Annotated in this window: 22 protein-coding genes; 9 read left to right on the top strand and 13 right to left on the bottom strand. The window is 71.2% G+C overall.

Annotation, left to right across the window (positions count from 1 at the left end):
* Both ABZ348_RS03585 and ABZ348_RS03580 read left to right on the top strand, forming a co-directional pair.
* Positions 1 to 648 (top strand): ATP/GTP-binding protein, encoded by a 648-nt coding sequence (locus ABZ348_RS03585; RefSeq protein ID WP_358929803.1) that lies wholly within the window; start codon positions 1 to 3, stop codon positions 646 to 648.
* Between the two features lie 40 nt (positions 649 to 688).
* The gene (locus ABZ348_RS03580; protein WP_358928927.1) at positions 689 to 1,933 is read left to right on the top strand and encodes a styrene monooxygenase/indole monooxygenase family protein; all 1,245 of its coding nucleotides are present in this window, start codon (positions 689 to 691) and stop codon (positions 1,931 to 1,933) included.
* A 9-nt stretch (positions 1,934 to 1,942) separates the two neighbouring features.
* On the opposite strand, the gene ABZ348_RS03575 is transcribed toward ABZ348_RS03580, so the two are convergent.
* The 10 genes from ABZ348_RS03575 to ABZ348_RS03530 all read right to left on the bottom strand — a co-directional run bounded on the left by ABZ348_RS03575 (position 1,943) and on the right by ABZ348_RS03530 (position 12,797).
* A complete protein-coding gene (locus ABZ348_RS03575; RefSeq protein ID WP_358928925.1) occupies positions 1,943 to 2,758 on the bottom strand; it encodes a hypothetical protein in 816 nt (271 codons plus the stop codon).
* 124 nt (positions 2,759 to 2,882) lie between these two features.
* Positions 2,883 to 3,185 (bottom strand): hypothetical protein, encoded by a 303-nt coding sequence (locus tag ABZ348_RS03570; protein ID WP_358928923.1) that lies wholly within the window; start codon positions 3,183 to 3,185, stop codon positions 2,883 to 2,885.
* Between the two features lie 70 nt (positions 3,186 to 3,255).
* Complete coding sequence (locus ABZ348_RS03565) at positions 3,256 to 3,990, bottom strand: TetR/AcrR family transcriptional regulator (RefSeq protein WP_358928921.1); 735 nt, start codon at positions 3,988 to 3,990, stop codon at positions 3,256 to 3,258.
* A gap of 53 nt (positions 3,991 to 4,043) precedes the next feature.
* Complete coding sequence (locus ABZ348_RS03560) at positions 4,044 to 4,979, bottom strand: diiron oxygenase (RefSeq protein WP_358928919.1); 936 nt, start codon at positions 4,977 to 4,979, stop codon at positions 4,044 to 4,046.
* A 196-nt stretch (positions 4,980 to 5,175) separates the two neighbouring features.
* Entirely contained in the window at positions 5,176 to 6,633 is a 1,458-nt protein-coding gene (locus ABZ348_RS03555) for a penicillin-binding transpeptidase domain-containing protein (protein ID WP_358928917.1), read from the bottom strand.
* The gene (locus ABZ348_RS03550) at positions 6,630 to 7,985 is read right to left on the bottom strand and encodes an FtsW/RodA/SpoVE family cell cycle protein (protein ID WP_358928915.1); all 1,356 of its coding nucleotides are present in this window, start codon (positions 7,983 to 7,985) and stop codon (positions 6,630 to 6,632) included. Before ABZ348_RS03550 ends, ABZ348_RS03555 begins: the two co-directional genes overlap by 4 nt.
* Positions 7,986 to 8,097: 112 nt before the next feature.
* Positions 8,098 to 9,300 (bottom strand): HAMP domain-containing sensor histidine kinase, encoded by a 1,203-nt coding sequence (locus tag ABZ348_RS03545; RefSeq protein ID WP_358929801.1) that lies wholly within the window; start codon positions 9,298 to 9,300, stop codon positions 8,098 to 8,100.
* A gap of 134 nt (positions 9,301 to 9,434) precedes the next feature.
* Complete coding sequence (locus ABZ348_RS03540; protein WP_358928913.1) at positions 9,435 to 10,163, bottom strand: hypothetical protein; 729 nt, start codon at positions 10,161 to 10,163, stop codon at positions 9,435 to 9,437.
* A gap of 130 nt (positions 10,164 to 10,293) precedes the next feature.
* Positions 10,294 to 10,617: a zinc-ribbon domain-containing protein gene (locus ABZ348_RS03535; protein WP_358928911.1), complete on the bottom strand. Its 324-nt coding sequence runs from the start codon at positions 10,615 to 10,617 to the stop codon at positions 10,294 to 10,296.
* Positions 10,614 to 12,797 carry a PBS lyase gene (locus ABZ348_RS03530; RefSeq protein WP_358928909.1) on the bottom strand — a complete coding sequence of 728 codons (2,184 nt, stop codon included), beginning with the start codon at positions 12,795 to 12,797 and terminating at the stop codon, positions 10,614 to 10,616. The genes ABZ348_RS03535 and ABZ348_RS03530 overlap by 4 nt, the downstream gene beginning before the upstream one ends.
* Before the next feature lie 181 nt (positions 12,798 to 12,978).
* Between ABZ348_RS03530 and ABZ348_RS03525 the strand changes: the two genes are divergently transcribed.
* Complete coding sequence (locus ABZ348_RS03525; protein WP_358928907.1) at positions 12,979 to 14,007, top strand: nuclease-related domain-containing protein; 1,029 nt, start codon at positions 12,979 to 12,981, stop codon at positions 14,005 to 14,007.
* A gap of 20 nt (positions 14,008 to 14,027) precedes the next feature.
* On the opposite strand, the gene ABZ348_RS03520 is transcribed toward ABZ348_RS03525, so the two are convergent.
* Positions 14,028 to 14,933 carry an ATP-dependent DNA ligase gene (locus tag ABZ348_RS03520; protein WP_358928905.1) on the bottom strand — a complete coding sequence of 302 codons (906 nt, stop codon included), beginning with the start codon at positions 14,931 to 14,933 and terminating at the stop codon, positions 14,028 to 14,030.
* A gap of 125 nt (positions 14,934 to 15,058) precedes the next feature.
* Positions 15,059 to 15,934, bottom strand: a complete 876-nt coding sequence (gene ligD / locus ABZ348_RS03515; RefSeq protein ID WP_358928903.1) for a non-homologous end-joining DNA ligase — start codon at positions 15,932 to 15,934, stop codon at positions 15,059 to 15,061.
* 58 nt (positions 15,935 to 15,992) lie between these two features.
* On the opposite strand from ligD, the gene ABZ348_RS03510 reads away from it, so the two are divergent.
* Positions 15,993 to 17,024, top strand: a complete 1,032-nt coding sequence (locus ABZ348_RS03510; RefSeq protein WP_358928901.1) for a Ku protein — start codon at positions 15,993 to 15,995, stop codon at positions 17,022 to 17,024.
* A 144-nt stretch (positions 17,025 to 17,168) separates the two neighbouring features.
* The gene (locus tag ABZ348_RS03505; RefSeq protein ID WP_358928899.1) at positions 17,169 to 18,923 is read left to right on the top strand and encodes a protein kinase; all 1,755 of its coding nucleotides are present in this window, start codon (positions 17,169 to 17,171) and stop codon (positions 18,921 to 18,923) included.
* A 58-nt stretch (positions 18,924 to 18,981) separates the two neighbouring features.
* On the opposite strand, the gene ABZ348_RS03500 is transcribed toward ABZ348_RS03505, so the two are convergent.
* The gene (locus ABZ348_RS03500; protein WP_358928897.1) at positions 18,982 to 19,791 is read right to left on the bottom strand and encodes an SAM-dependent methyltransferase; all 810 of its coding nucleotides are present in this window, start codon (positions 19,789 to 19,791) and stop codon (positions 18,982 to 18,984) included.
* A 306-nt stretch (positions 19,792 to 20,097) separates the two neighbouring features.
* On the opposite strand from ABZ348_RS03500, the gene cseB reads away from it, so the two are divergent.
* The 4 genes from cseB (at position 20,098) to ABZ348_RS03480 (ending at position 24,214) form a co-directional block, all read left to right on the top strand.
* Complete coding sequence (gene cseB / locus ABZ348_RS03495; protein WP_358929799.1) at positions 20,098 to 20,823, top strand: two-component system response regulator CseB; 726 nt, start codon at positions 20,098 to 20,100, stop codon at positions 20,821 to 20,823.
* Positions 20,824 to 20,828: 5 nt separating this feature from the next.
* Entirely contained in the window at positions 20,829 to 22,103 is a 1,275-nt protein-coding gene (locus tag ABZ348_RS03490) for a HAMP domain-containing sensor histidine kinase (RefSeq protein WP_358928895.1), read from the top strand.
* Between the two features lie 165 nt (positions 22,104 to 22,268).
* Positions 22,269 to 23,234, top strand: a complete 966-nt coding sequence (locus ABZ348_RS03485) for a D-alanyl-D-alanine carboxypeptidase (protein WP_358928893.1) — start codon at positions 22,269 to 22,271, stop codon at positions 23,232 to 23,234.
* Positions 23,231 to 24,214: an endonuclease/exonuclease/phosphatase family protein gene (locus tag ABZ348_RS03480; protein WP_358928891.1), complete on the top strand. Its 984-nt coding sequence runs from the start codon at positions 23,231 to 23,233 to the stop codon at positions 24,212 to 24,214. Before ABZ348_RS03485 ends, ABZ348_RS03480 begins: the two co-directional genes overlap by 4 nt.
* Positions 24,215 to 24,357: the final 143 nt, after the last annotated feature.

The raw sequence follows: 24,357 nt of genomic DNA, 5'->3' as shown, positions 1-24,357 counted from the left end.
CTGCCTGCCCAGAATCACCCCGAGCAGCCGCAGCACGATCCCCCGAGCGCGGTCACGGCCGCGGACGAGGGTTTCCGGGACTGGCAGCTCGACCACGCCCGCGCTCCCACCGCGGCCAAGATCGTGGTGGCGGGCGGCTTCGGCGTCGGCAAGACGACCTTCGTGGGCTCGGTCTCCGAGATCACCCCGCTCCAGACCGAAGCGCTGATGACGCAGGCGAGCGAGGAGACCGACGACCTCACGGCGACGCCGGAGAAGCTCACCACCACGGTCGCCATGGACTTCGGCCGGATCACGCTCGACGAGGACCTGGTCCTCTACGTCTTCGGCACCCCGGGACAGCAACGGTTCTGGTTTATGTGGGACGACCTGGCCCGCGGCGCCGTCGGCGCGGTGGTGCTGGCGGACACCCGTCGGCTGTCGGACTGCTTCCCGGCCCTGGACTACTTCGAAAGCAGCGGGCTGCCCTACGTCGTTGCGGTGAACCACTTCGACGGCTCGGAAATGTTTGAAGTTGATGACGTGCGGGAGGCCTTGACCATACCGGTACATGTACCGATTGTGATCATGGACGCGCGCAGGCGGACCACCGTGATCGAGGCACTCCTCGCTCTGGTGGCCCACGCGCTCGAAGCCACCCCCGAATAGTCCATCAGCTCGCTCTGCCCAGACGAAAGAGATCCCCCGGATGCGGAAGATACTCATAGTCGGAGCCGGTCAGTCCGGTCTCCAGCTCGCCCTCGGCCTCCAGTCGAAGGGTTACGAGGTCACCTTGATGTCCAACCGCACGGCCGACGAGATCCGCTCCGGCCGGGTCATGTCGACGCAGTGCATGTTCCACACCGCGCTCCAACACGAGCGGGACCTCGGGGTCAACTTCTGGGAGACCCAGGCCCCGAAGATCGAGGGCCTCGGAGTCTCCGTCGCGGGACCGGAGTCCCAGCGGCTGATCGACTGGGTCGGCAAGCTCGACGGATACGCCCAGTCCGTCGACCAGCGCGTGAAGATGGCCGGCTGGATGGAGACCTTCGCCCAGCGCGGCGGACAACTGGTCATCCACGGCGCGGCCGTCGGCGACCTCGACTACTTCGCCCGCACCTACGACCTGGTCATGGTCTCCGCGGGCAAGGGCGAACTGGTCTCCATGTTCGGCCGGGACGCCTCCCGCTCCCCGTACGACGCCCCCCAGCGCGCACTCGCCGTGGCCTACGTCCACGGTCTGGGCCCGCGCCCCGAGCACCCCGAGTTCGACGCGGTCCGCTGCAACCTGGTGCCCGGCGTCGGTGAACTCTTCGTCATGCCGACCTATACGGTCTCCGGCCGGGCCGACATCCTGTTCTGGGAGGGCGTCCCCGGCGGTCCGCTCGACGTCTTCCAGTCGATCAAGGATCCCTCCGAGCACCTCGCACTCACCCTGGAGCTGCTGGAGCGCTTCCTCCCCTGGGAGTACGCCCGCGCCACCAAGGTCGAACTGACCGACGCGGGCGGCACCCTCGCCGGGCGGTACGCGCCGACCGTGCGCAAGCCCGTGGGACAGCTTCCCGGGGGCGGTCTGGTCCTCGGGGTCGCCGATGTCGTCGTCGCCAACGACCCGATCACCGGCCAGGGCTCGAACTCGGCGTCGAAGTGCGCCGCGGCCTATCTCGACTCCATCGTCGAGCACGGCGACAAGCCGTTCGACGGCGACTGGATGCAGGCCACCTTCGACCGCTACTGGGAGACCGCCCAGCACGTCACCAAGTGGACGAACGCCATGCTCGCGCCCCCGCCGGAGCACATCCTCAACCTGATCGGCGCCGCCGGCCAGCTCCAGCCGATCGCCGATCGGTTCGCCAACGGCTTCAACGACCCCGCGGACTTCGAGAACTTCTTCTACGACCCGGCCCGCACCGAGGCGTACGTGGCCGAGGTCGGCGCCGCGGCAGCCCGGTAGGGGCAGGCGTCAGTCGGTGTCAGTGGCACTGTCGTCCGTCGCGGTCTCTTCGGGAGACCGCGACGGGTTCGCGGAGCCGCCCGCGGTGAGTTCGCCGCCCTCCACGGCCGCCAGGGCGGTCAGCTGGTCGGGCGAGAGGGAGGCCAACAGCTCCTCGACCGCCGCCAGCCGGTCGGCCGCCGTCCGCCGTGCCTCCTGCTGACGGGCGGCCAGCTTCAGCTCGCGGTCGTACGCCTGCCGGGAGGCCGCCGCCAGGGTGGTCGCCCGGCGGGTGTCGTCCCGTAGGCGGTCCAGGGTCGCCAGCCGGTCGGCGGCGACGCGCTCCCACAGATGGCGTTCGTCCAGGGCACGCTGCGGCTCACGGCCGAGGAAGATCTGTAGATAGCGCGACAGCTCGCCCACCTCGGACCGCCCTTGGTACTGCTCACGGGCGATGCGGCCCACTTCGTCGCGGCTGGCCGCCAGCGCCTTCCGCGCGGCCTTCAACCCGCGGTTCAACGCGATCGTCCGGGTGCGCTGGGCGACCAACTGTTTCTTGACGGTCCGGTAGTCGGTCTCGGCCGCCCCCGCCTGGCGGTAGAGCGTCTGGAGTTGGGCCAGCGCGCCGGCCACGGTCAGCGGCGCGGCCCCGGGCTTCCCGTCCGTGTCGGCGGCCGTCCCCGTACCGGGGAGTGCGGACGGGCCGGCGGTGGGGGCCGGCGCGGTTTCCCCCGGCCGGACGGTTGCCGAAGCGGCGCTCCAGGCGGGCGCTGCCACCGGGTCCAGCACCGGGACGGCTCCCATCACGATCGCCAGGCCCGTCCCGCCCCACAACCTCGCTGACACCTCATCACCTCCGGTCGGGGCGGCCCCTCCACCCGGACCGAGGCTGCGGCCCACGGTCCCGCCGCGCCTCCCGGGTGGCCGGATCGGCCCAACGAGGTCACTCCTGGGGGCACGAGCCCGCGGTCTACGGCGTGTCGGCTGGCCCCGACGGATTCGACGGCCCCGACGGCTTCGACCAGGGCCAGCGCAGCTCGCGCCGCTCCCTGCCATCGGGCGCGTACTCGTACATCCAGCCCCGCTGGAGACCGAGCCGCTTGGTGTAGCCGCGGGGGACCCGACGGTAGGCGTGGACGACCGCGGTGGACCCGTCGTCGCCCGGCACGGGAATCTCGTACCACTTGGGCGGATGCCCGGTGGGTCCCACCAGGACGGGCAGCACCTGCCCATCGAGCGGGCCACCGACAAAAGGCGTGCTTTCGCTTCTCACCTGCACAGTCTCGCTCACCGTCGGGTTCGAACGGCGGCGGCCACCCGGTGGGTGCGGGCGGGCCGCCGTGCTACTCCGTGGGCGCGGGGGAGACGTCCGACAGCAGGGGGAGCACTCGGGCGACGAGCCGGTGCACCGGGCCCTCGGGACGTTCCAGGGCGACGAGCGAGCGCACCGCGGTGGCCGTCTCCCCGTCCGTGGCGGCCGATGCGGTGAGCAGGGCGATCAAGTGGTCCACCAGCCAGTCGCGCAACTCGTCCGGCGCCGGCTGCTTGCCCTCGTCCAACCAGATCAGCGAGGCAGCCTCGACCGCCGCGATCCAGGTGCGCACCACCATCCGCAACCGGGGGCCCGGCTGCTGGGCGCCGAGGTGGACCAGGATCTGTTCGGCGGCTGCCCTGCGCACACCGTCCACGATCGCGTTCGTCCGGGAGGTCTCCACCACGCTGCCGCCCCGCAGCAGGGCGCTGAACCCGGTGTCGTTCTCGTCGACGAAGACGAGATAGCGGTCCAGGACCCGCGCGAGCCGTTCGGTGGGAGGCCCCGACCGGGGCTCGGTGAAGCACCGCTCCAGCACCTCCGCCGACGAGCGCAGGGCGCTCTCGTACAACTGGGGCTTGCCGCCCGGGAAGTAGCGGTAGACGAGGGGCCGCGAGACACCGGCCGCCTCGGCCACGTCGTCGAGGGAGACGTCGTCCGGGGCCCGGTGGGCGAACAGGCGCAGCGAGGCAGACAGCAGTTGGCTGCGGCGCTCCTCGACGCTCAGCCGCCGGTAGGCGCGGGGCGCCGGGACGGGAGTGCTCATGCTTCGCAGCGTAACCGCACGGCAGGGTCCGCGGGCGGCGAGGGAGGAAGCTCTCATGCGAGCAGTCCGGAGCGCTGCCAGAGCCTGCGGCCCGGGCCGCGCAGCACCCCGATGTCGTCCAGGAAGTCCGTCAGGCGCTTCGCCCCGGACTGCATCACCTCCCGACGGTGACCGCTGGCCCGTGCCTGGGCGACGGCCTCGCGCCGGTCGAGTCCGACGTTCGTGTACACCTGCGGGTTGACGAAGCAGACCGAGAACACCTGGGCCGCGTGCCCACAGCTGACTCGGGTGAGTTCCTGTTCCCAGCGCGGCGCGGTCACCATCTGTCGGCGCAACTCCTCCCGCGCGTACCGCACATGGCGCGCCTCCTCCACCACGTGGATGCGGGTGACGCCGCGCACCAGCGTCTGGACGCGCTCGTCGGGGAAGGTCAGCCGTTGCATCCAGTCGAGGATCTCCTCGCCGAGCAGAGTGGCGGCGAACGATCCCGGGGTGGTGGAGACGGTCTTCAGGACGCGGGCCAGATTGTGGTAGAGCCGCGGTACGGGGTACGCGGGGCCCCCGCCCTTGTCGATCATCCGGGCGAACATCATGGAGTGTCGGCACTCGTCGGCGATCTCGGTGAGCGCGTACCGTACGTGATTGCTGGTCACGGGCTTGTCGTAGATGTGGCGTGCCAGCAGTTGCATCAGGATGATCTCGAACCAGATGCCGAGCGAGGCCAGTGAAGCGGCTTCGTGTCGAGCGAGGTCCATCCGCTGCTCCTCGGACATCCGGCGCCAGAGCGGGGTGTCGTAGAGCGAGACCAACTCCGGTGGCCAGAACCACTTGCCCTCCTCCACAGGGGAGTCCCAGTCGAGTTCGCTGTCCGGGTCGAACGAGTGCTTGGCGGAGGCTTCGAGCAGCCGGGCGGCGACCTGTTCCCGGTCACGGAGGGGGCCGAGCGCGTCGTGGAGGGTGCGCAGTTCGGATTCGGACACGGTCGTCATGGTGGAGAACACCTCGCGAACGTCGGGGGAGTGCCTGGCCGGTTGCCTTCGGGTACGGGCGCGACCTTCTGCGCGGGCCGGTTCCGAGGGCGCCACTCCTTATGAGACTCTTCGTCAGCAAGTCCGTCAATCCCTGGGCATAGTCAGCCGCCCGGGCTGGACGGGAGGGGGAGGTTCCCGCTGTGGGGAGGACGGGTCACCTGCGGAGCGCCGCCTCCATCACGGCCCGGGCGATGGGCGCCGCGCTGCCGCCACCGCTGATCTGGGTGCGTACCGCCTCCGCGTCCTCCACCACCACGGCCACCGCCACCGCGGGTTGGAAGGCGTCGTCCCGCTGGGCCCAGGAGATGAACCAGGCGTACGGCGTGCCCGAGTTGTCCAGGCCGTGCTGGGCGGTGCCCGTCTTGCCGCCGACCCGCGCGCCCGGGATCGCGGCGTTCGCCCCCGTGCCGTCCTCGACGACCCGAACCATCAGGTCCTGGAGCCGGCGGGCCGTGGCGGGCTTCATCGCCCGTTGGTAGAGGCTCGGATGGGTGCGGGAGATCGCCCGGGTGCCGCGGGCCACCACCCGGTCCACCAGATGGGGCCGCATCACCTCACCGCCGTGGGCGACCGCCGCGGCCACCATCGCCATCTGGAGCGGTGTGGCGGTCGTGTTGAACTGCCCGATCGAGGAGAGGGCGAGTTGGTCGACGCTCATCCGGGTGTCGAAGTTCGACGGGGTGACCGCGGAGGGGATGCGCAGTTCGCGGTCGTTGAAGCCGAAGGCGCTCACCGTGGCCAGCATCCCGCTCAGCCCCACCCGGGCTCCGACATCGGCCATGACGGTGTTGCAGGACCACTGGACGGCATGGGCGAGCGAGGCGTCGGCGCAGCCGCGCACGGCGTTGGGGAGGCGGGTCCTGGTGCCGGGCAGCAGATAGGGGTCGGGTGTTCCCAGGGGTGCGTCCACATCGGTGACGACCCCGGCGTCCAACGCCGCGGCAGCCGTGACGATCTTGAACGCACTGCCCGGCGGATAGGTCTGACGGATGGCCCGGTTCACCAGCGGGCGCGTCTCCTCGGCCTGGAGCCGGTTCCAGGCCGAGGTCACCTCCTGGCCGGTGCCGGAGAGCACCCCGGGATCGTAGGAGGGGCTGCTCACCAGGGCCAGGATCCGCCCGGTTGACGGCTCCAGCGCGGCGACCGCGCCCCGCTTGCCGCCGAGCCCGGCGAACGCGGCCTGCTGCATGGACGGTTCGACGGTGGTGATGACGTCCCCGCCGGGCGGTCGGCCCCGGCTGATGTCGTGCCACAGGGGAAGGGGCCGCAACAGCGGATCGGTGCCGGCCAGGGCACCGTCCTGGGCGTTCTCGATGAGGGAGGTGCCGTACGTCTGCGAGGAGAACCCGGTCACGGGCGCGTACAAGGAGCCCTGTGGATAGGTGCGTTCGAACCGCAGTTGCTGTCGGGTGTCCTTGGAGCCCGTCACGGGACGTCCGCCGACGATGATGTTCCCGCGCGGTTCGGCGTAACGGGCGATGGCGCTCCTGCGGTTCGCGGGGCTCTCGCCCAGCGCGTCCGATTCGACGACCTGGAGGCGGACCGCGTTGGCGAACAGGGCGATGAGCAGGGCGCAGCACAGCCAGGCCGCGCGTCGGATGTAGCGGATCACCGCGCCTCCGGCGGGTCGAGGGGGGTGCGGGCCGAGTCGCTCAGTTTGATCAGGAGCGCCACGATCAGCCAGTTGGCGACGACGGACGAGCCGCCCTGGGCGAGGAAGGGCATCGCCATCCCGGTGAGCGGGATCAGCCCCGTGACGCCTCCGGTGATCACGAAGACCTGGAGGGCGACGATGGAGGCGAGGCCGATGGCGAGGAGCCGGCCGAAGGGGTCGCGCAGATGGAGCCCGGCGTCGAAGCCCCGGGCCACGAGCAGCCCGTACAGCAGGAGGATGCCGGTGAGGCCGACCAGCCCGAGTTCTTCGCCTGCGGTGGCCAGGATGAAGTCGGACTTCACGGCGAAGCCGATCAGGGTGGAGTGTCCGAGGCCCAGTCCGGTGCCCAGGACGCCGCCGGCGCCGAAGGCGAACAGCGACTGTGCCACCTGGCCGGCGCCGAGGCCGGCTTCGATGGTGGCGAAGGGGTCAAGCCAGTCCTCCACGCGGCCGTGCACATGGGGCTCGAACATGCCGACGGCGAACGCCCCGGCGGCGGCGAGCGTCAGTCCCACCGCGATCCAGCCGGTTCGGCCCGTGGCCACGTAGAGCATGATCACGAAGAGTCCGAAGAAGAGGAGCGAGGTGCCGAGGTCCCGTTCGAGGACCAACACCCCGACGCTGGTGAGCCAGATGGTGACGATGGGGCCCAGCACCCTCCCGGTGGGCAGTTGGAGCCGCCAGATGCGGCGGCCCGTGACCGCGAGCGCGTGGTGGTTGGCGGCGAGGTAGGCCGCGAAGAACACCGCGAGCAGGATCTTGGCGAACTCGCCCGGTTGGAAGGAGAGTTCGCCGATCCGGATCCAGATCCGGGCGCCGTTGACGGCGGGGAACAGGATGGGGGCGGTCATCAGGGCGAGCGCTGCGGCCACGGACACATACGCGTACCGCTGGAGGGCCCGGTGGTCGCGCAGCAGCAGTACGGTCGCCGTGAACAGCGCCACGCCGAGCGCCGACCAGAGGAGTTGGGCGGGTGCCGCCGTGCGGTGGGGGGTCTCCAGGTCGAGGCGGTGGATCAGGACGAGTCCGAGGCCGTTGAGGAGCACGGCGATCGGCAGGAGCAGCGGGTCGGCGTGGGGGGCGCGCAGTCGTACGGCGAGGTGGGCGAGGAGGGCGACGAGTCCGAGACCGCCGCCGTAGCGCAGTGCGTCTTCGGGGACGGCGTGGTTCCGGGCGAGGCCGACCGCGGTGTATCCGTAGACGCAGATGAGAACGGCGCAGACCACGAGGGAGAGTTCGACGCCCCGACGCCGTGTGGGGTGGGGGGCGAGGGGTGGGGGGTGTGCCGGCGCCTTGGTGGTGGCGGTCATGGCAGGCAACTTAGCAAGCGGTAAGTCTTATGTCCTTTATGTCGCGCATGTGCGGTCCGATTGGCGAGCCCATGCACGCTCAGGCCCGTGCACTCTCAGGCCAGCGGACTTCTCAGGCCAGCGGCCCCCGCTGCCCGGGCACCGGACGGCACGGCAGGGTCACCGTCGCCACCGCGCCGCCTTCGGGCCCCTGGGCGAAGTGCAGCCGCGCCCCGATCACCGCCGCCTGACCCGCCGCGATCGTCAGCCCCAGACCGTGCCCGTTGCTGCCGCCCTCCGTACGGAACCTGGCCGGGCCGTGCTCCAACAGATACGTCGGATAGCCGGGCCCCCGATCGGTGACCGTCACCGTCAGTCCGTCCACCGTCAGCACCACCGGCGCCTTCCCGTGCCGATGGGCGTTGGCGATCAGATTGCCGAGCACCCGCTCCAGCCGGCGCCGATCGGTCTCCACCGTCACATCCCGCACCAGACGCACCTCGGTCTCGGTGCCCGAAGCGCGCACCACCCGCTCGGCCACCAGCCCCAACTCGTGGACGTCCAGATCCACCGTCTCGCTGCCCGCGTCGAGCCGGGAGATCTCCAACAGGTCCTCCGTCAATGAACGCATCGCCCGCACCCGGTCCCGCACCATCTCCGCGGGCCGGCCGTCGGGCAGCAGTTCGGCGGCTGCCGTCAGCCCCGTCAGCGGGGTCCGCAACTCGTGCGCCACATCCGCCGTGAAGCGCTGTTCGCTCAGCAGCTTGCCCTGGAGCGAGGACGCCATGGAGTCCAGGGCGACCGAGACCGTGGCGACCTCGTCCTGAGGGCGGGACGGATTGCGCGTCCGCGGATCGTTGACCCGTGCATCGAGATCGCCTGCACTGATCCGCCGCGCCACCTGCGCCGTCAGATGCAGCCGCCGCGTCACCCGCGTCACCGCGAACGCACCCACCAGCAGCGTCGCCCCGATCGCCAGCACCGACGAACCGACGATCGCCCGATCGAGCCCCGTGATGGTGCTCGCGCTGAGCGTGTAGTCGATGCGGACGTACAGGGCCCGACCGTCCGCGGGGCCCGCCGCCCACATCGTGGGGCGACCGTCATAGCTGCTCACCACCGTGCCGCGCTCACCGCTCACCGCCAGCGTCCGCAAGGAGGCCGGCAGCGCCGCGTGGTCCACTCCTGCATACGGGGGCAGGGGCTCACCGGCCCGATAGGCGTCCGCGACCTCGTCCAGCTTGTCCAGCGCCTTCTCCCGGGACTGCTCGACGGTCTGACTGGTGACGGCGGCGTGCACCAGCGTCCCGAGCAGCGTGGCCAGCACACAGCACATGACCACGATGAAGACGGCCGCCTTCCAGGTGAGGCTGACGGCCCACCGGGGCAGCTCGGTCCAGCGGCGCCTGACCCCCGGGACCGAGTGGGGGGCGGACCCGCCCCGATGCTCCTGCGCCCTGCTTGCGGTCTTCACTGGGGCTCCGCCGCGGAGCCCGTGGCATCGGGCGCGACGGCGTCCGTCGACGGCTTGACCCTGACGATCTCGTCGCGCGTCGGCAGCATCGCGCCGTTCCTCGCGTCCCAGGACCAGGCCGTGCGGTACTCGTAACCGGGGATGCCGGCCGACACCGAGCGCAACACGATGTCCCGCCCCGCCAACTGCACGCGCACCAACTGGTCGGCCGTCGACATGATCCGGGTCAGGGAGTCGGAACGCGCCTCGGGCCGGTAGACCCGGACCGCCGTCAACTGATCGGGCAGCTTGATGCCCAAGATCAGTTCCTCCAGTCCGTCACCCGTGAGGTCGCGGTAGTACGGCGACATCACCGGACAGACCTCCGGCTTCTTCTCGCACTGCTTGAGCTGGGCGAGCGTGGTCCTGAAGACGCCGTCGGGCCCGGTGTACAGCTCCGGATGCGCCATTGACTCGGCCGTGACGACCGCCACCGGATCGAGGTCGCGTACCCCGGTCGTCGGCACCGCGACGCCCGGGATGGTCGCGGTGTTCGTCTCGCCGTAGTCGTACGGGGGAGAGGTGACCGGCGCCAGTCCCGGCCACAGCTGCACCGGGCCGGTGGCGGTGGCCGTGGGACCCGCGCTGCGCAGCTCACCCGCCTCGCCGCACCCCACGAGCAGCACGCCGAGGACCGCTGTCAGCGCGGCGGCGAATAGCGGCGTACGGGGCGGGCGCGGCGGCACGGTCCTCCGGGGCGGGCGTGGCGAAGAGGTCCCGACCACTTTATGCGCAGCGGCCCCCGCTCCCCGATGGTGGACCGAGCGCGACCGGGCGGGCGCCGGCGGTCACGAACGCGGTCCGTGACCGCCGCGCTCAGCGCTGGTACGGGTTCTGGCCCTGCTGGCCGTGGTGTCCCTGCTGCCCCTGGGGGGTTCCGTACGACGGGCCGCCCTGCTGCCAGCCGTCGCCCTGCGCCAGCAACTGGTCCGCCTGCTCCTTGACGAGCTTCTGCTCGGCCCCGCAGAACGTGCACTGCGTGGCGTACTTCGTCGAGACCGGGAACAGCGGGACGAAGAACAGCGTGAACTTGGTGACCCGCTTGCGCAGGGCGTGCGCGGCCGGATTGCCGCAGGATCCGCAGACGAGGGTCAGCATCGCCAGCTGGTGGAGGTATCCCTTGGTACCGAAAATGATCATGTCGTAGGTCTCTCCCTGGTCAGCGCCCGCCGGCACAGGGCCAGCAGCTTCTCGTCCCTCACGATGTCATGGCTTCCGTACCCGCCGTCGATGGCGTTATGGCGCCGGACCCGGCCCAGCTCGGCCCTGAGCATCTCCGCGGCCCCATCCGCCCCTTCCATCACCGTGGCGCCATCGCCGGCCGGCCGGGTCAGCCGCTCGCCAAGTCGCTCCGCGATCGGGACGCGCGTGAACGGCAACGCCTCCCACGCACCCGCCAGCACCGGCCACGCCCGGTCGGGCTCGCCCGTCACCCGCCACAGGGCGAGCGCGGCGTCCACCCGTGTCCACGGGTCCGGCGCCCGCAGCAGCGCACCGAGCTCGGGCGCCGTCTCGCGCGCCGCCGAGCCCATGGCACCGAGCACCGAGGACGCCGAACGCCGAGCCCCCGACTCCGTCGACGACAGTGCCGTGCGCAGCGCCGGCAGCACCACCGCAGGATCGCCCTCCACCGCCCACAGGGCACCCGCCGTCTTCGCCCCGAACGCCCCCGACAGTGCCTGCGAGCCACCCGCCCGCACCAACAGCGCCCGCAGGTCCGGTATCGAGGCACGGGCCGCCGGCCCGAACGCCGTCAGCGCCCGCAGCACCAACTCGATCACCCACTCCCTGCGGTACTCCGGTGCCCCCCTGAGCACCCTGAGCACCTCCGGGAGCGACTCCACCGCCCGGAGCGCCGTCAACCCGGACAGCACGGGCCCCGCGAGGTCGTACAGCCGGTGGTCCAGCGACATACGGGCCAGCCGCCCGCGCAACGCCGGTATGAGCGCGGTCGCCGCAGCGCCCAGCGGATCCAGCACCTGCCCCAGGTCCTGCGGGGTCTCGGGCAACTCCAACAGGCGCGCCAGCACCGGCACCGCCCGCGCGTCCCCCGTACGCGCCAGAGCGGTCAGCGCGCTGCCCAGCATCCGCGGCCCGGTGGCCCACTCCTGGACCCAGCGGCCCGGATCGGCCGTCACGAACTCGGCCAGCGCGTCCGCCGCGGGTGCCGCCAGGGAGAACAACTCGCCCAACGTCACCGCTGCGGCGTCGGCCAGCCGCGGCTCCCGGGTCGCCAACTGCGCCCCGACGAGGCTCACCAGCTCGCCGTACTCCCCGCGCCAGGTGCGCAGCAGCGCGCAGCTCATCCGTACCGCGTCCAACCGCTGTCCGCCGTCGGGGCTGCGCAGCTGGTCACCCAGGAGCGCCGTGCGATCGGCGACCCGATCGCCCAGACCGGAGTGGAGCGTGCGCAACAGGTCCCCGGTCCAGGGGGTGGGCCGGCCGGTGACCAGGCCGCCGCGCTCCGGTCGTGTGCCGGCCGGCGGCGTCCCCTCTGCCGCAGGAGCGGCCGAGATCGAGGATTCCTCCCGTAGCTCGCGCAGGAGGCCCGTCACTCCGCTGACGACCTCCGGGGGCAGGGCGTGGGGAGCGCAGCGGGCGAGCTGGGCGAGCGCGGAGAGCCGCAGCCCCGCGTCGTAGGTGCGGGAGGCGCCCACGGGTCCGGGAGGCGGCGGGAGCGCGGGCGGTAAGGGTCCGGTGACCCCTTCGGGCAGCCCGGCCAGTTCCACCAGCCACTCCACCACCTCGGACGCCAACCAGTCGTGCCTCAGCGCCACCCGGCCCGCCGCCTCCACACAGGCGAAGCGCACCTCCGGGTCCTGCTCGATCTTCAACCGCTCCCGCAGCAATCCGAGCACCAGCTCGGGTTCGCCGTGGAGCGTCGCGAGGGCGAGCGGGGCGGTGAGCCGCACACCGCGGTCGTCGGAGTCGACGAGGGCGAGGAACACGTCCGCGCTCGCCGTCACCGCCGATGCCGCCATCGCGTAGTTCGCCGCGTACTCGAACTCCGCGTCATCGGGGTCGAGTTCGTCGTCCCCGTCGAGGTCGATGCCCCCGATGCTGGTCAACAGTTCGACGATGCCGCCGCGGTCGGGGACCGACGGATCGCTGACGAGCTCCAGCAGGAACGGTATGCAGGCCAGCGTCGAGTCGTAGACGTCGCCCTGGTGGTGCACCGCGCCGTACATCCCGTCGAGCGCGGCTTCCCGCTCCTGCGGATCCTGCGACGTCAACCCGTGGAGCAACTCGGGCACGTCGTCCGCCGGACCGTAGGCATGTTCCAGTGCGGCCCAGTCGACCTCGTCGATTCCCCCGAACACGCCTGCCCCCTCCCAAGAGCCGAGCGCCACAACTCCGCGGCAGAACTATGCGCCTGAACCCCGCGCTTGGGGAGAGTCTGCACCACACCCAAGGCCCCAAGGGGTTATTGCCCCAAAGGCCCCGGGGCTGTTCCCATGGATCCCAGGAGCGGTTCCCGGTCGCGGGGGTTGGAGCGGTGCCATGACGTCGTTACGGGTCACACCAGCACACTGGGAGGGCCGCACCCGGCTCTACGTCAGCTTGGCGAACGGCCAACACGTCGCCTGGTACGACAGTGGTGGCAGTGTCGAGGGCGAATCCCCCGTCGACCAGCCTGACGAACCCGACGACCCTGCTGAACCCGACGACCCTGCCGACCCCGCCGAACCCGACCAACGCGGAGCCCGCGGCACCGCGGAAGCGGGTTCCGAGCCGAGCGGCGGACCACCGGGCGCCGTACCCGACAACGGCCGTACGGGCGGTCCACGTGCCGTGCGGGGCGCTTCCCGGGGCTGCGCCGGGCACATCAGCCTGGTCTTCGAGCGGTACCGCCAGGCGGTGCTGTCCGCCCTCGCGCCCCATCTCACCGGCGACTGGACGATCGGCCCGCCGCCCGTGCCCACCCGGGCCGACCTGGCCAGGCTCTCCCTCCACCCCGATGACGACCTGGCGCCCAACCGGCCGGGCGAGACGATCCATGCCGAAGTGGACCTGCCGAGCGGGCCGCCCCACCGCTGGGCGCGCGACCCCCGGCGTTCCGCACGGGCACGACTGCGGGCCCATCAGATGCTCGGCGCGGAACTGGAGCAGCTCGACGCCGCCGGCTGGCGGGTGCTGCACGCCGTACCGCTGCCGGGCGGCGATCGCATCGACCATCTGCTGATCGGCCCCGGCGGTGTGTTCGCCGTGCACACGGTGCCCGCCCACCGGCTGCGGCTGCGGATCGCCGACCCGGAGGTCCGCGCCGGGCGGGGCGGTCCCGTGCCCCTTCTGCGGCTCACCCGCCGTCGTGCGGAACGTGCCTGCTTGGCCCTGGCGACGGCGGTGCGCCCGGTTCTCGCCGTGGTGGGCGCGGCACGGCTGGAGGTGGTGCGGGCGCCGGGGGACGTACGGGTGATCCGGGAGGGGGAGGCGTCGGCCTTCGCGCGCCTCGGGGCCGTGCACAAGCCCGCCGACATCGCGGCGCTCCACGCCTTGGCGCGTGATCGCCGCACCTGGCTGCGCAGCTGACCCACGGGGTGCCCGGGGCGTCAGCCCTCCGAGCGCACCCGGACGAACCGGGCCGTGGGCTCCCGTCGGCCCGCCGGCTGGCGCACCTCGACGAGCAGCGGTTCGATCAGCGGGCGCACCGGCCCGTGTCCCTCCCGCTCCACCTGCTCGCCCAGTCGACCGCCCACCAGCCGGCCGACCTCGTAGGACTGTGCGGCGGTCAGCCGGGGTGAGGTCCGTACGACCTGACCGTCGGGGAGTTCGACCAGCAGCGCCTGGGGGCGCTCGGGGCGGCCGAAGACACCGAGGAGGACCCCGTCGCGGGTATCGGCGTGCCGGATCTTGCGCCAGGACCAGGTGGTGCCGGGTCGATAGGGGGAGTCCAGGGCCTTGGCCACGATCCCCTCGACCCCCGCCCCGCGCAGCTCGTGGAACCACAGGTCAGCGGTGGCCCGGTCCTCCGTCGCCAGGACGCGTTGCAGCGGTGGGCCCACGGTGGCCAGCACCTCGCCGAGCAGGGACCACCGCTCGTGCAGCGGTCGTGTTCTGACGTCGCGGCCCGGGACCGCGAGGACGTCGAAGGCGATGTAGGAGACGGGCACGGCGAGCCGCTGCCGCTCGGCGGCGGGCTTCAGCAGGTCGGTGAAGCTCAGCTTGCCGTCCCGATAGGCGCAGAGCTCGCCGTCCAGGACCGTTCCGGGCGCCAGCCGCCGCCCCAACTCGGTCGCGATCTCGGGGAACTCCCGGGCCAGGTCCCTGCGGGAGCGCGACTGGAGGAAGACCCGCCCGCCGTCCAGGACGAAGGCGACCGCGCGGAAGCCGTCGAGTTTGAGCGTGTACTGGAAGCCACCGGGCGTACTGCCCTGGTCGGGGATCTCGTCGACGGGCCGCGGGCGCATCACATCGACGGGCGGGCGCAGTGCGATGGTCGGGGGCCTCTCGTCCATGGCGCCAGGGTGGGCCCGGCCGGTCGTCGGTGCGGGTGCGGGCTCGCCGGGCGCGGGCGGCGCGTCACCGGGACGGCCCCACCGCACGGCCGTGCTGAGCGGGTGCCCATGCGGTGGGGGCGGACTCAGGGCAGCGGGCGCGCCCGATCGGGGTCGGTGAGCGGGCCCATCAGATCCCCGTACCGGTCGAGCCGGGGTGCGATGTCCGCCAGCCTGAGCACCAGATTGCGGCGGGCCTCCACTTCTTCCCAGGTCAGTGGCGCGGAGACGGTCGGTTCGGCGCGCGCCCGCAGGGTGTAGGGGGCGGCCGTGGTCTTGGCCGCGGCGTTCTGACTGTGGTCGACGAAGACCTTCCCGGACCGCAGACTGCGCTTCATCCGGTGCAGGACCAGCCGGGGGAGGGCGCTCTCCCCCTCCTGGGCGAGTTGCTTGGCGTACGCGGACACCTGTGCCGATGGGGTGGGCACCAGCGGCACCAGGATGTGCATGCCCTTGGACCCGGAGGTCTTGGCGTAGGCGTCCAGACCGTCCGCGGCAAGTCGTTCCCGCAGCCACAGGGCGACCTCGCAGCACTCCTCGATCGTGGCCGGAGGGCCCGGGTCCAGGTCGAAGACCATCCGGTCGGCGACGGCCGGCGCGGCGACCGTCCACTGCGGTACGTGGAGCTCCACCACGAGGTTGGCCGCCCACACCAGCGACGGCAGGTCGGCGATGACGACCTGGCGGGCGCGTGGGTCCTCGGAGCGCGGCACGGGGGTGGTCGTTACCCACGATGGCGTACCGGGCGGCGGATTCTTGGTGAAGAACAGCTGACCTTCGGGCCCGTCCGGGTAGCGCAGGAAGGAGACCGGCCGGTCGTGGACATGGGGGAGGAGCGCCTGTGCGGTGGTGGCGTAGTAGTGCAGGATCTCGCCCTTGGTGGTTCCGGTCGCCGGATGGATGACCTTCTCCAGATTGCTGAGCGCCAGCCGCCGTCCGGCGACCTCGGTGATCGGCGTCATACGATGAGAATCGCATGAAAGCCGTATATGCGTATGAATCTCATGAAAGGGATCTAACGTGCGATCCATATGGAACGGCGCGATCTCCTTCGGCCTGGTCAGCATCCCGATCAAGCTGGTGAACGCCACCGAGAACCACTCCATCTCCTTCCGCCAGATCCACACCGCCGACGGCGGACGCATCCGCTACCGCAAGGTCTGCGAACTGGAGGACAAGGAGGTCACGGCGGCCGAGATCGGCAAGGGGTACGAGGAGGCCGACGGCTCGATCATCCCCATCACGGACGAGGACCTCGCCGCCCTCCCGCTGCCGACGGCCAAGACGATCGAGATCGTGGCCTTCGTGCCGGCCGCATCGATCGACCCCTTGCAGATGGACGCCGCCTACTACCTCTCCGCCAACGGGGTCCCGGCCGCCAAGCCGTACACGCTCCTGCGCGAAGCGCTCAAGCGGAGCCAGAAGGTCGCCCTGGCGAAGTTCGCGCTCCGGGGACGGGAGCGGCTGGGCATGTTGCGAGTCGTCGACGATGTGATCGCCATGCACGGGTTGCTCTGGCCGGACGAGATCCGACGCCCCGAAGGGGTGGCCCCGGAGACAGAGGTGACCGTCCGGGACGCGGAACTCGATCTGGCGGACGCCTTGATGGAGACCCTCGGCCAGGTGGACATGGATTCGCTCCAGGACGACTACCGAACCGCTGTCGAATCGATGATCGCCGCCAAGGTCGAGGGCGGCGGGGCACTGCCCGAGGCCGAACCCGCCGAGCGCGGGGGCAAGGTCATCGATCTGATGGCCGCGCTGGAGAGCAGTGTGAAGGCGGCACAGGAGGCCAGGGGCGAGGGCGCCGAGGGCGAAGCGGTCGCCGAGGTGACGTCGATCAAGGGACGGAAGCGGACTGCGAAAAAGAGCACGTCCACGCGGGAATCCCCCAAGAAGACCACCGCGAAGGCCAGTACGGCCAAATCCGGTACGGCCACGAAGAAGACAGCCGCCAAGAAGACAACAGCCAAGACGGCCGCCAAGGCAGCCGAGAAGAAGACGGCCGCGAAGAAGACCGCGCGGTCCACGCCGAAGAAGCGCGCTTCCTGACCGGACTGCCACGGCCCCGGCCGTGCGCGGCCCGCGCCGACCGTCCCCGTCGGGCCGCCGCCCGGCCTGATCGCCACGGCCGGCAGAAGTCCACCAGACGGCCGGACGAGTGGGATGTCGCCCCGATCTCGTAAGCTCCGGGCCATGAGCGGCGGGGATGCGGCAAGACGGGTCATCGACGGGCGCTTCGAGTTGGAGGCACGACTCGGCGGCGGTGGCATGGGCACGGTGTGGCGTGCGCGCGATCTGGTACTGGATCGTGCGGTGGCGCTGAAGGAGGTGCGACCTCCCGACCCCGGGCTCGCCGAGTACGACCCCGAGGCCGCCCGACTGCTGCGCGCCCGGGTGTTGAGGGAGGCCCGCGCACTGGCGCGCGTCGAACACCCCAATGTGGTGACCATCCACCACGTGGTCGACGGCGGCGACGACACCTACCCCTGGCTGGTCATGGAGCTCGTGACCGGGGGCTCGCTCCAGGACCGGCTGGCCCGTGGACCGATGGCCCCCGTGGAGGCCGCCACACTCGGACTGGAGATATCGGCAGCCCTGCGCGCCGCGCACGACGTCGGCATCCAACACCGGGACGTCAAGCCCGCCAATGTGCTGCTACGGCCGGACGGCCGCCCCGTGCTCACCGACTTCGGCATCGCCGCCATCCGCGAGTCGACCGTGCTGACCGCGACCGGCTCCCTCATCGGCACGCCCGACTACATGGCGCCGGAACGCATTGCCGGACAGGACGGCGGGCCCGGTTCCGATCTGTGGTCGTTGGCGATGATGCTCTACGTGGCCGTGGAGGGGAACCATCCGCTGCGCCGGGGGACGACGCTGGCCACGCTCGCCGCCGTCCTCAACGAGGAGTTGCCGCCCCCGCGCCAGGCCGGTCCGCTGACCGCAGTGCTCAGCGCCCTGCTGGTGAGGGACCCCGCCGCACGACCCGACGCGGAGTCCGTGGACCGGATGCTGGCTGCCGCCGCCCGCGGAGAGAGCAGCCCGCCCGGCTATGCACCGCTCGGCTTCGCACCGCCCGCTTTCGCACCGGACGAGACCTCGTACCGACTGGCGCCCGCGGGCGTGCCGCCCACCGCACCGCTCGGCACGTTCGGCCCGCCCGTCTCCCACGCCGATGCCGTTCCCCCGTACGCCACGGGTGGGCACGGCGGGCTGCCGCCGACGGTCGTGCCCCCGTCCGCCCCACCGCGGCGATCCGGGCTCGGGCGCCGGACGGCCGTCGTCTCCTCGCTCCTCGCCACCACCCTGATCGCCGTACTCGTGTGGAACCTGTTGCCCGAGCCCGACGACGGGAAGAAGACCTCGGCGACGCCGGGCGGCGCCGCCTCCCCGTCCAACGCCAAGGGCGTCGTGGCGTCCCCGTCGGGCTCGGGAGCACAACAGAAGGACGACACCCCGCAGGAACAGGACCAGGAGCAGGAGAAGGGCGAGCCGGACAGCCTGCTGACCCCCGCCGGGCTGCGGCTCGTGACGAAGGAACTGAAGGCGAAGGCGGGCACCGACCAGGTGGGCAGATTTGTCGTGTACCCGGAGTACGCATCCGCCTGGACCATGGTCAAGGGCAGCAAGACCCGCTACGACAGCTACGACTACCGCGTGGGCCAGGGCACATCCCGCGGCCTGATCAGCGGCACGCTCATGGGCGGCGAGCAGCCGGTGGGGCTCGACACCTACGACTGGGACGTCCTTCCCGCGCTGATCAAACGGGCCGAGAGGGATCTGGGCGTGAAGAATCCCACCTCGCGCTATGTGGTGCTGTCCATGCCGAACTCCCTGCGACAGTCGCCCGCCGGCATCTCGGTCTATCTCTCGGACGCCTACGGCTCGGGCTATCTCCTGGCCGACCGCAAGGGCAAGGTCCTCAGAACGGTGCCGGCCACGCAATGATCACCGACTGACTCCCGTCACCCCCGGCCCGCCGCAGCGCCCCGTACGCACGTCCCCACTAGCGCTTGCGCGCCACGGCCCCGTACATGGCGATGTCACGGTCATCGACCGGTGACGGATCCGCCCCGGGTCGCCACTTGTGCACCTGCTGAACGCCCGGTTCGACGAGGTCCAAGCCGTCGAAGAACGCCTCGGCCTGCTCCCGTGTGCGCAGGCACATCGGCATCCCCCGCCGCTCGTACTCGGACGCCACCCGCCCCACCTCCACCGGGGCGAAGTCGGCCGTGCCGATGGACATCGCCACATAGCTGCCGGACGGCAGTGGATCGAGCAGTCGCCGCACCAAGGCATGGTCCTCGGGGGGCAGGATGAAGTGGAGGATGCCGATGATCATCAGCCCCACCGGTTCGCGCAGATCCAGCACGTCCTGGAACGCGGGGGAGTCGATGATGGCGTCCGGGGTGCGCATGTCCGCATCCACATAGGCGGTCCGCCCCCCGGGCGAACTGGTGAGCAGCGCCTGGGCGTGGGCGAGGACGATGGGGTCGTTGTCGACGTAGACCACCGCCGAGTCCGGACGCTCGCCCTGGACCACCTCATGGAGATTGGGAGACGTGGGCAGCCCCGTACCGATGTCCAGGAACTGCCGTATGCCCGCCTCGCGGGCCACATGGCGCGCTGCCCGGTGCATGAACTCGCGGTTGGCCCGCATGTGGATCGGGAGGGCCGGCCACTCCCTACACATGGCGTCGCCGGCCTCCACATCGACCGCGTAGTGATCCTTGCCACCCAACAGGTAGTCGTAGACGCGGGCGGAGTGCGCCTGGCCCGCATCGATCCCGTCCGCCGCCTGCCGCTCGTCTTTCACAACGTTCCTCCATAAGTCGGTGGGGCTTGGAGTGTAGAGGCGTACGGACCCGTTGGATCCCAACCCGCCCGCGGTGCAACGTCGTTGGGAATGAGGTGCGACCGCCCACCGGCTGACATGCGCGGGCCGATGCCCAGTGCATACCTGATGGATACACGGCCTCCGCAGAACGGATGGGTGACTGTCGCACAGTGGGTCCGGCGGGTCGAGGCACTCGCGGCGAGACTCCGGCACACCAACAGGGAGGATCGTGGACCAGAGCCCCACACCGAAAGGCCCGCAGTGAGCGCAGCAACACAGGACGACATCGTGCCCGGCACCCCCCAGCCGCCCGAAGGAGCTCCGATCATCCTCCTCGTCGAGGACGACGAGGTGATCCGCACCTCCGTCTCGATGGCGCTGGCGCGCTACGGCTTTGGGATGCACTCGGCCGCCGACGGCCTGACCGGGCTGGAGATGTTCCGCGAACACGCCCCCGACCTGCTGCTGCTCGATGTGATGCTGCCGGAACTGGACGGCATCGGGCTGTGCCGCAAGGTGCGGGAGACCAGCCAGGTCCCGATCCTGATGATGTCGGCACGCGGCGACTCCCTGGACGTGGTGTTCGGCCTGGAAGCGGGCGCCGACGACTATGTGGTGAAGCCGGTCGACACCCCCGTACTGGTTGCCCGCATCCGCGCCCTCCTGCGGCGGACCACCTTCACCCCCGATCCCGCCGCCACCGATGGGGCCCTGGAATCGGACCGTGACCTGCTCGTCTTCGGCGATCTGACGGTGGACACCCGAGGGCTCGACGTGTTCCGCGACGGCGAGCGGATCGCCCTGGCCCCCACCGAGCTCAAACTCCTGCTGGAGTTCGCCGCGCACCCCGGGATCGTCCTGGACCGACAGACACTGCTGCGCAACGTGTGGGACTACGGCTGGGACGGCGACAGCCGGGTTGTGGACCTCTGCGTCCAGCGCCTGCGGAGGAAGATCGGCGCGGACCGCATCGAAACGGTCCGCGGCTTCGGCTACAAGCTGCGGCGCTGACCGCGATGCGCACACGGAACGAAGACCCCTCCCGGAGCTCGTGGAACTGGCGATCACTGCGGTGGAAGATCGCCGCGCTGGTGGTCCTGACGTCCTGCGCGGTGGCGGTGACGGTCGGAGTGCTCGTCCACCGGGCCACCGCACAGCGACAACTGGGCGAGGGCGAGGGGCGTGCCCTGGGCGAACTGGAGACCGTCGTCGAGCAGTACACACGCGGCGACGAGGTGTTCCGGGACGGAACCGTGATGGTGGGCGAGGAGATCCCGCCCCAACTGCTCAGCCGGGTGGAACGCGACCGAGGCGGGCCCAGCACCTGGTACGACACCGAGAGCCGGCACGGTCCATGGATGTGGGCCGGCCAGTCGGTGGGCGGCCAGGTGCTCGCCGTGGAAATCGAGATGGGCACGGCCCAGCGGAATCTGGCCGCCCTGGACCGCACCACCGTCAAGGTCTCCGCCGCCACCCTCAGCGTGATCACCCCCCTCTCACTGGTCCTCAGCGAACTCCTCTGCCGCCGGCTCCGCCGGGTGGCGCGCACCGCTCGACGCATCGCGGACGGGGAGCTGGACACCCGTACCGGTGCGGGTGGACGCAAGGGCGACGAGGTCACCGAGATCGCCGGAGCGGTCGACTCGATGGCCCACTCCCTCCAACAGCGGCTCATCGACGAACAGAGGTTCACCGGGGACGTCGCCCATGAACTGCGCACCCCGCTGATGGGACTGGTCACCTCCACCGAACTGCTGGCAGAGGGACCGGCGACGGAACTGGTACGGGACCGGGTGCGCGTGCTGCGCGGACTGGTCGAAGACCTCCTGGAGATCTCCCGCCTCGACGCGAACGCTGAGGCGGCGGACGAACGGATCGTGCCGGTTGGCAGTGTCGTCGAGGAGTCGGTGGCACGGACCGGGCTGCCCACCCGTACGGTGATCGTCCACGACCAGCGCGTCCCCACCGACCCGCGTCGCCTGGACCGCATCATCACCAACCTGGTGCTCAACGCCCACCGCCACGGCCGCGAGCCCGTCGAGGTGCGCGTGGACGGCACGAGCGTGACCGTACGGGACCACGGCCCGGGCTTTCCCGAATCCCTGCTGGCCAACGGCCCGCAGCGGTTTCGCACCGGTGTCACGGAACGCGGTCACGGCCACGGGCTGGGACTGACCATCGCGCTCGGACAGGCCCGGGTCATCGGGGCCGAACTGCTCCTCTCCAACGCGGACGACGGCGGTGCGCTCGCCGTGCTCCACCTTCCCGACCAGCCCCCGGCCGCCCCCTGACCCCGGCCGTGGCGCGTACCCGCCGAGGTGTGCCGCCCGCGATCTGATACACGCAGGAGACACGACCGAGCGCTGCCCGACGAGTGGTCTCGACGGTGTGGACACACCCCTCCTCCAAGGTGACCGATATGCGCAATCCCGCGTGTCCGTCGCCTGGAGGCAGCCATGCACATCCCGTCCGACCACGGTCCGATCCCCGACCGCCGGCCACCGCGACGGGCACCCGCCCCCGTGATCTGGGGCGCGGCGATGACGCTGCTGCTGACCGCACTCGGCGGATGGGTCATCTCCACCGGGACCGGTCAGGACCGGGAGGCGAAGCGCGCGGTGTCCACCGGTGCCCTCTCGTTGCCGTGGCCGCGGGACGGCCAGGCGAGTGTCACCGACACCCGCACCGGTGCGTCCGGCACCAGTGGCGAACAGGAACCCGTACCCATCGCCAGCGTCACCAAGGTGATGACCGCACACGTCATTCTCACCGGCCACCCGCTCAAGCAGGGGCAGTCGGGGCCGCTCATCACCGTCGACCAGCAGGCGGAGGACGAATCCGTCTCGTCCGTTGAGTCGACCGTCCGCGTCGAAGCAGGTCAACGCCTGACCCAACGGCAACTGCTGGAGATGCTGCTCCTCCCCTCAGGGAACAACATCGCCCGACTGCTGGCCCGTTGGGACGCGGGAAGCGAAGCGGCCTTCGTCGCCAAGATGAACCGCACCGCGGCCGACCTCGACATGCGGCGCACCACGTACACCGACGCCAGCGGACTCGGGCCCACCACCATGAGCACCTCCGACGACCAGTTGCGACTGGCCCGGAAGGTGATGCGCAACGCGACCTTCCGGGCGATCGTCGCCACCCCGGAGGTCACCGTCGGCGGCCCCACGGGCACCGTCGCCAACACCAACCGACTGCTCGGCACCGCGGGCAACATCGGGGTCAAGACCGGATCGAGCACTCCTGCCGGCGGGGCCCTGATGTGGGCCGCCACGACCGGACGAGCACCGGACACGGGGCTGATCCTCGGTGTCGTACTCCACCAGAAGCCCAACACCACACCCGCCGAGGGACTCGACGCAGCCTTCCTGGCCGCCGAACAGCTCGCCGAGGCCGCACGCCAGGGCGGCCGATCATGATTGTCGAGCAACCCCCCACCACCACTCCGCCGCTCCCCGAAGACGGCAGACCACCGCGAAAGTTCCAGCTGCGCAACGGACGGTGGACCGCCGCCGTGAGCCTGCTGTGCACGGTCGCGCTGCTCGCCCATCCCCTCGTACCCAACGGGGCCCGCAACTCGGGCAGTCTCGTCGACACGTTCCTGCCCTGGTCGTGGCTGGCGGTCCCACCGCTGTTCCTCATCGGACTGGTGCGCCGCGCCCCGCTCGCCCTGATCGCGGCACTCCTGCCCGGCCTGGCCTGGCTCGCCCTCTTCGGAGGTTCACTCACCGACAAACGGGGTGCCGGCGGGGAACTCACCGTGGTCAGCCACAACATCGGCGCGGAGAATCCGGACCCCGCAGGCACCGCCCGCGCCCTGGCCGAGACCGGTGCCCAGGTGATCGCGGTCCAAGAACTCTCCGCCACCGCACGTGAGGAGTTCCAGCGGGGGCTGCCCGCCCGATACCGACACCACACCGTGCACGGCGGCGTGGGCCTGTGGAGCATCCATGCGATGACGGCGGCCGAACCCGTGGACATCATGCCGTGGCCACGCGCCCTGCGCGCCACCCTCACCACACCGCAGGGGCCCGTCACCGTGTTCGTCGCGCATCTCGCTTCGGTGCGCGTGACCTCGGAATCCGGCTTCACCACCGACCGCCGCGACCACGCGGCAGGTCTGCTCACCCGGGCCGTCGACCGGGACCCCGCAGCGAGGCTCCTCCTCGTGGGCGACTTCAACGGCACACCGGACGACCGCGGCCTCGCTCCGCTCCTGGACGGCATGACCTCCGCACAGGAAGAGGCGGGGGACGGCTTCGGCTTCAGCTGGCCCGCCCGCTTCCCCCTGGCCCGCATCGACCACGTCCTCGCCCGCGGCCTCCAACCGACGTCCGCCCACACCCTCCCCCCGACCGGCAGCGACCACCTCCCCGTGATCGCCTCCTTCACCTTCTGACCCACCCCCACCCACCCCCCAAAGCAGACCCCCTGCCCCCGCTGGCCGCCTCACCCCACCCTGACGCCCGCCCCTGAAACCAACCCGAGGCTGTGTTTGTGGATCGGCGGGGTGCCGCAGGCTTTGGTGGGTTGTTCGGGGTT

Source organism: Streptomyces sp. NPDC005963, from assembly GCF_040638655.1.
GTDB lineage: Bacteria > Actinomycetota > Actinomycetes > Streptomycetales > Streptomycetaceae > Streptomyces.
The sequence above is the reverse complement of the archived record's forward strand: the minus strand, read 5'-3'. Positions and strand labels throughout refer to the sequence as shown.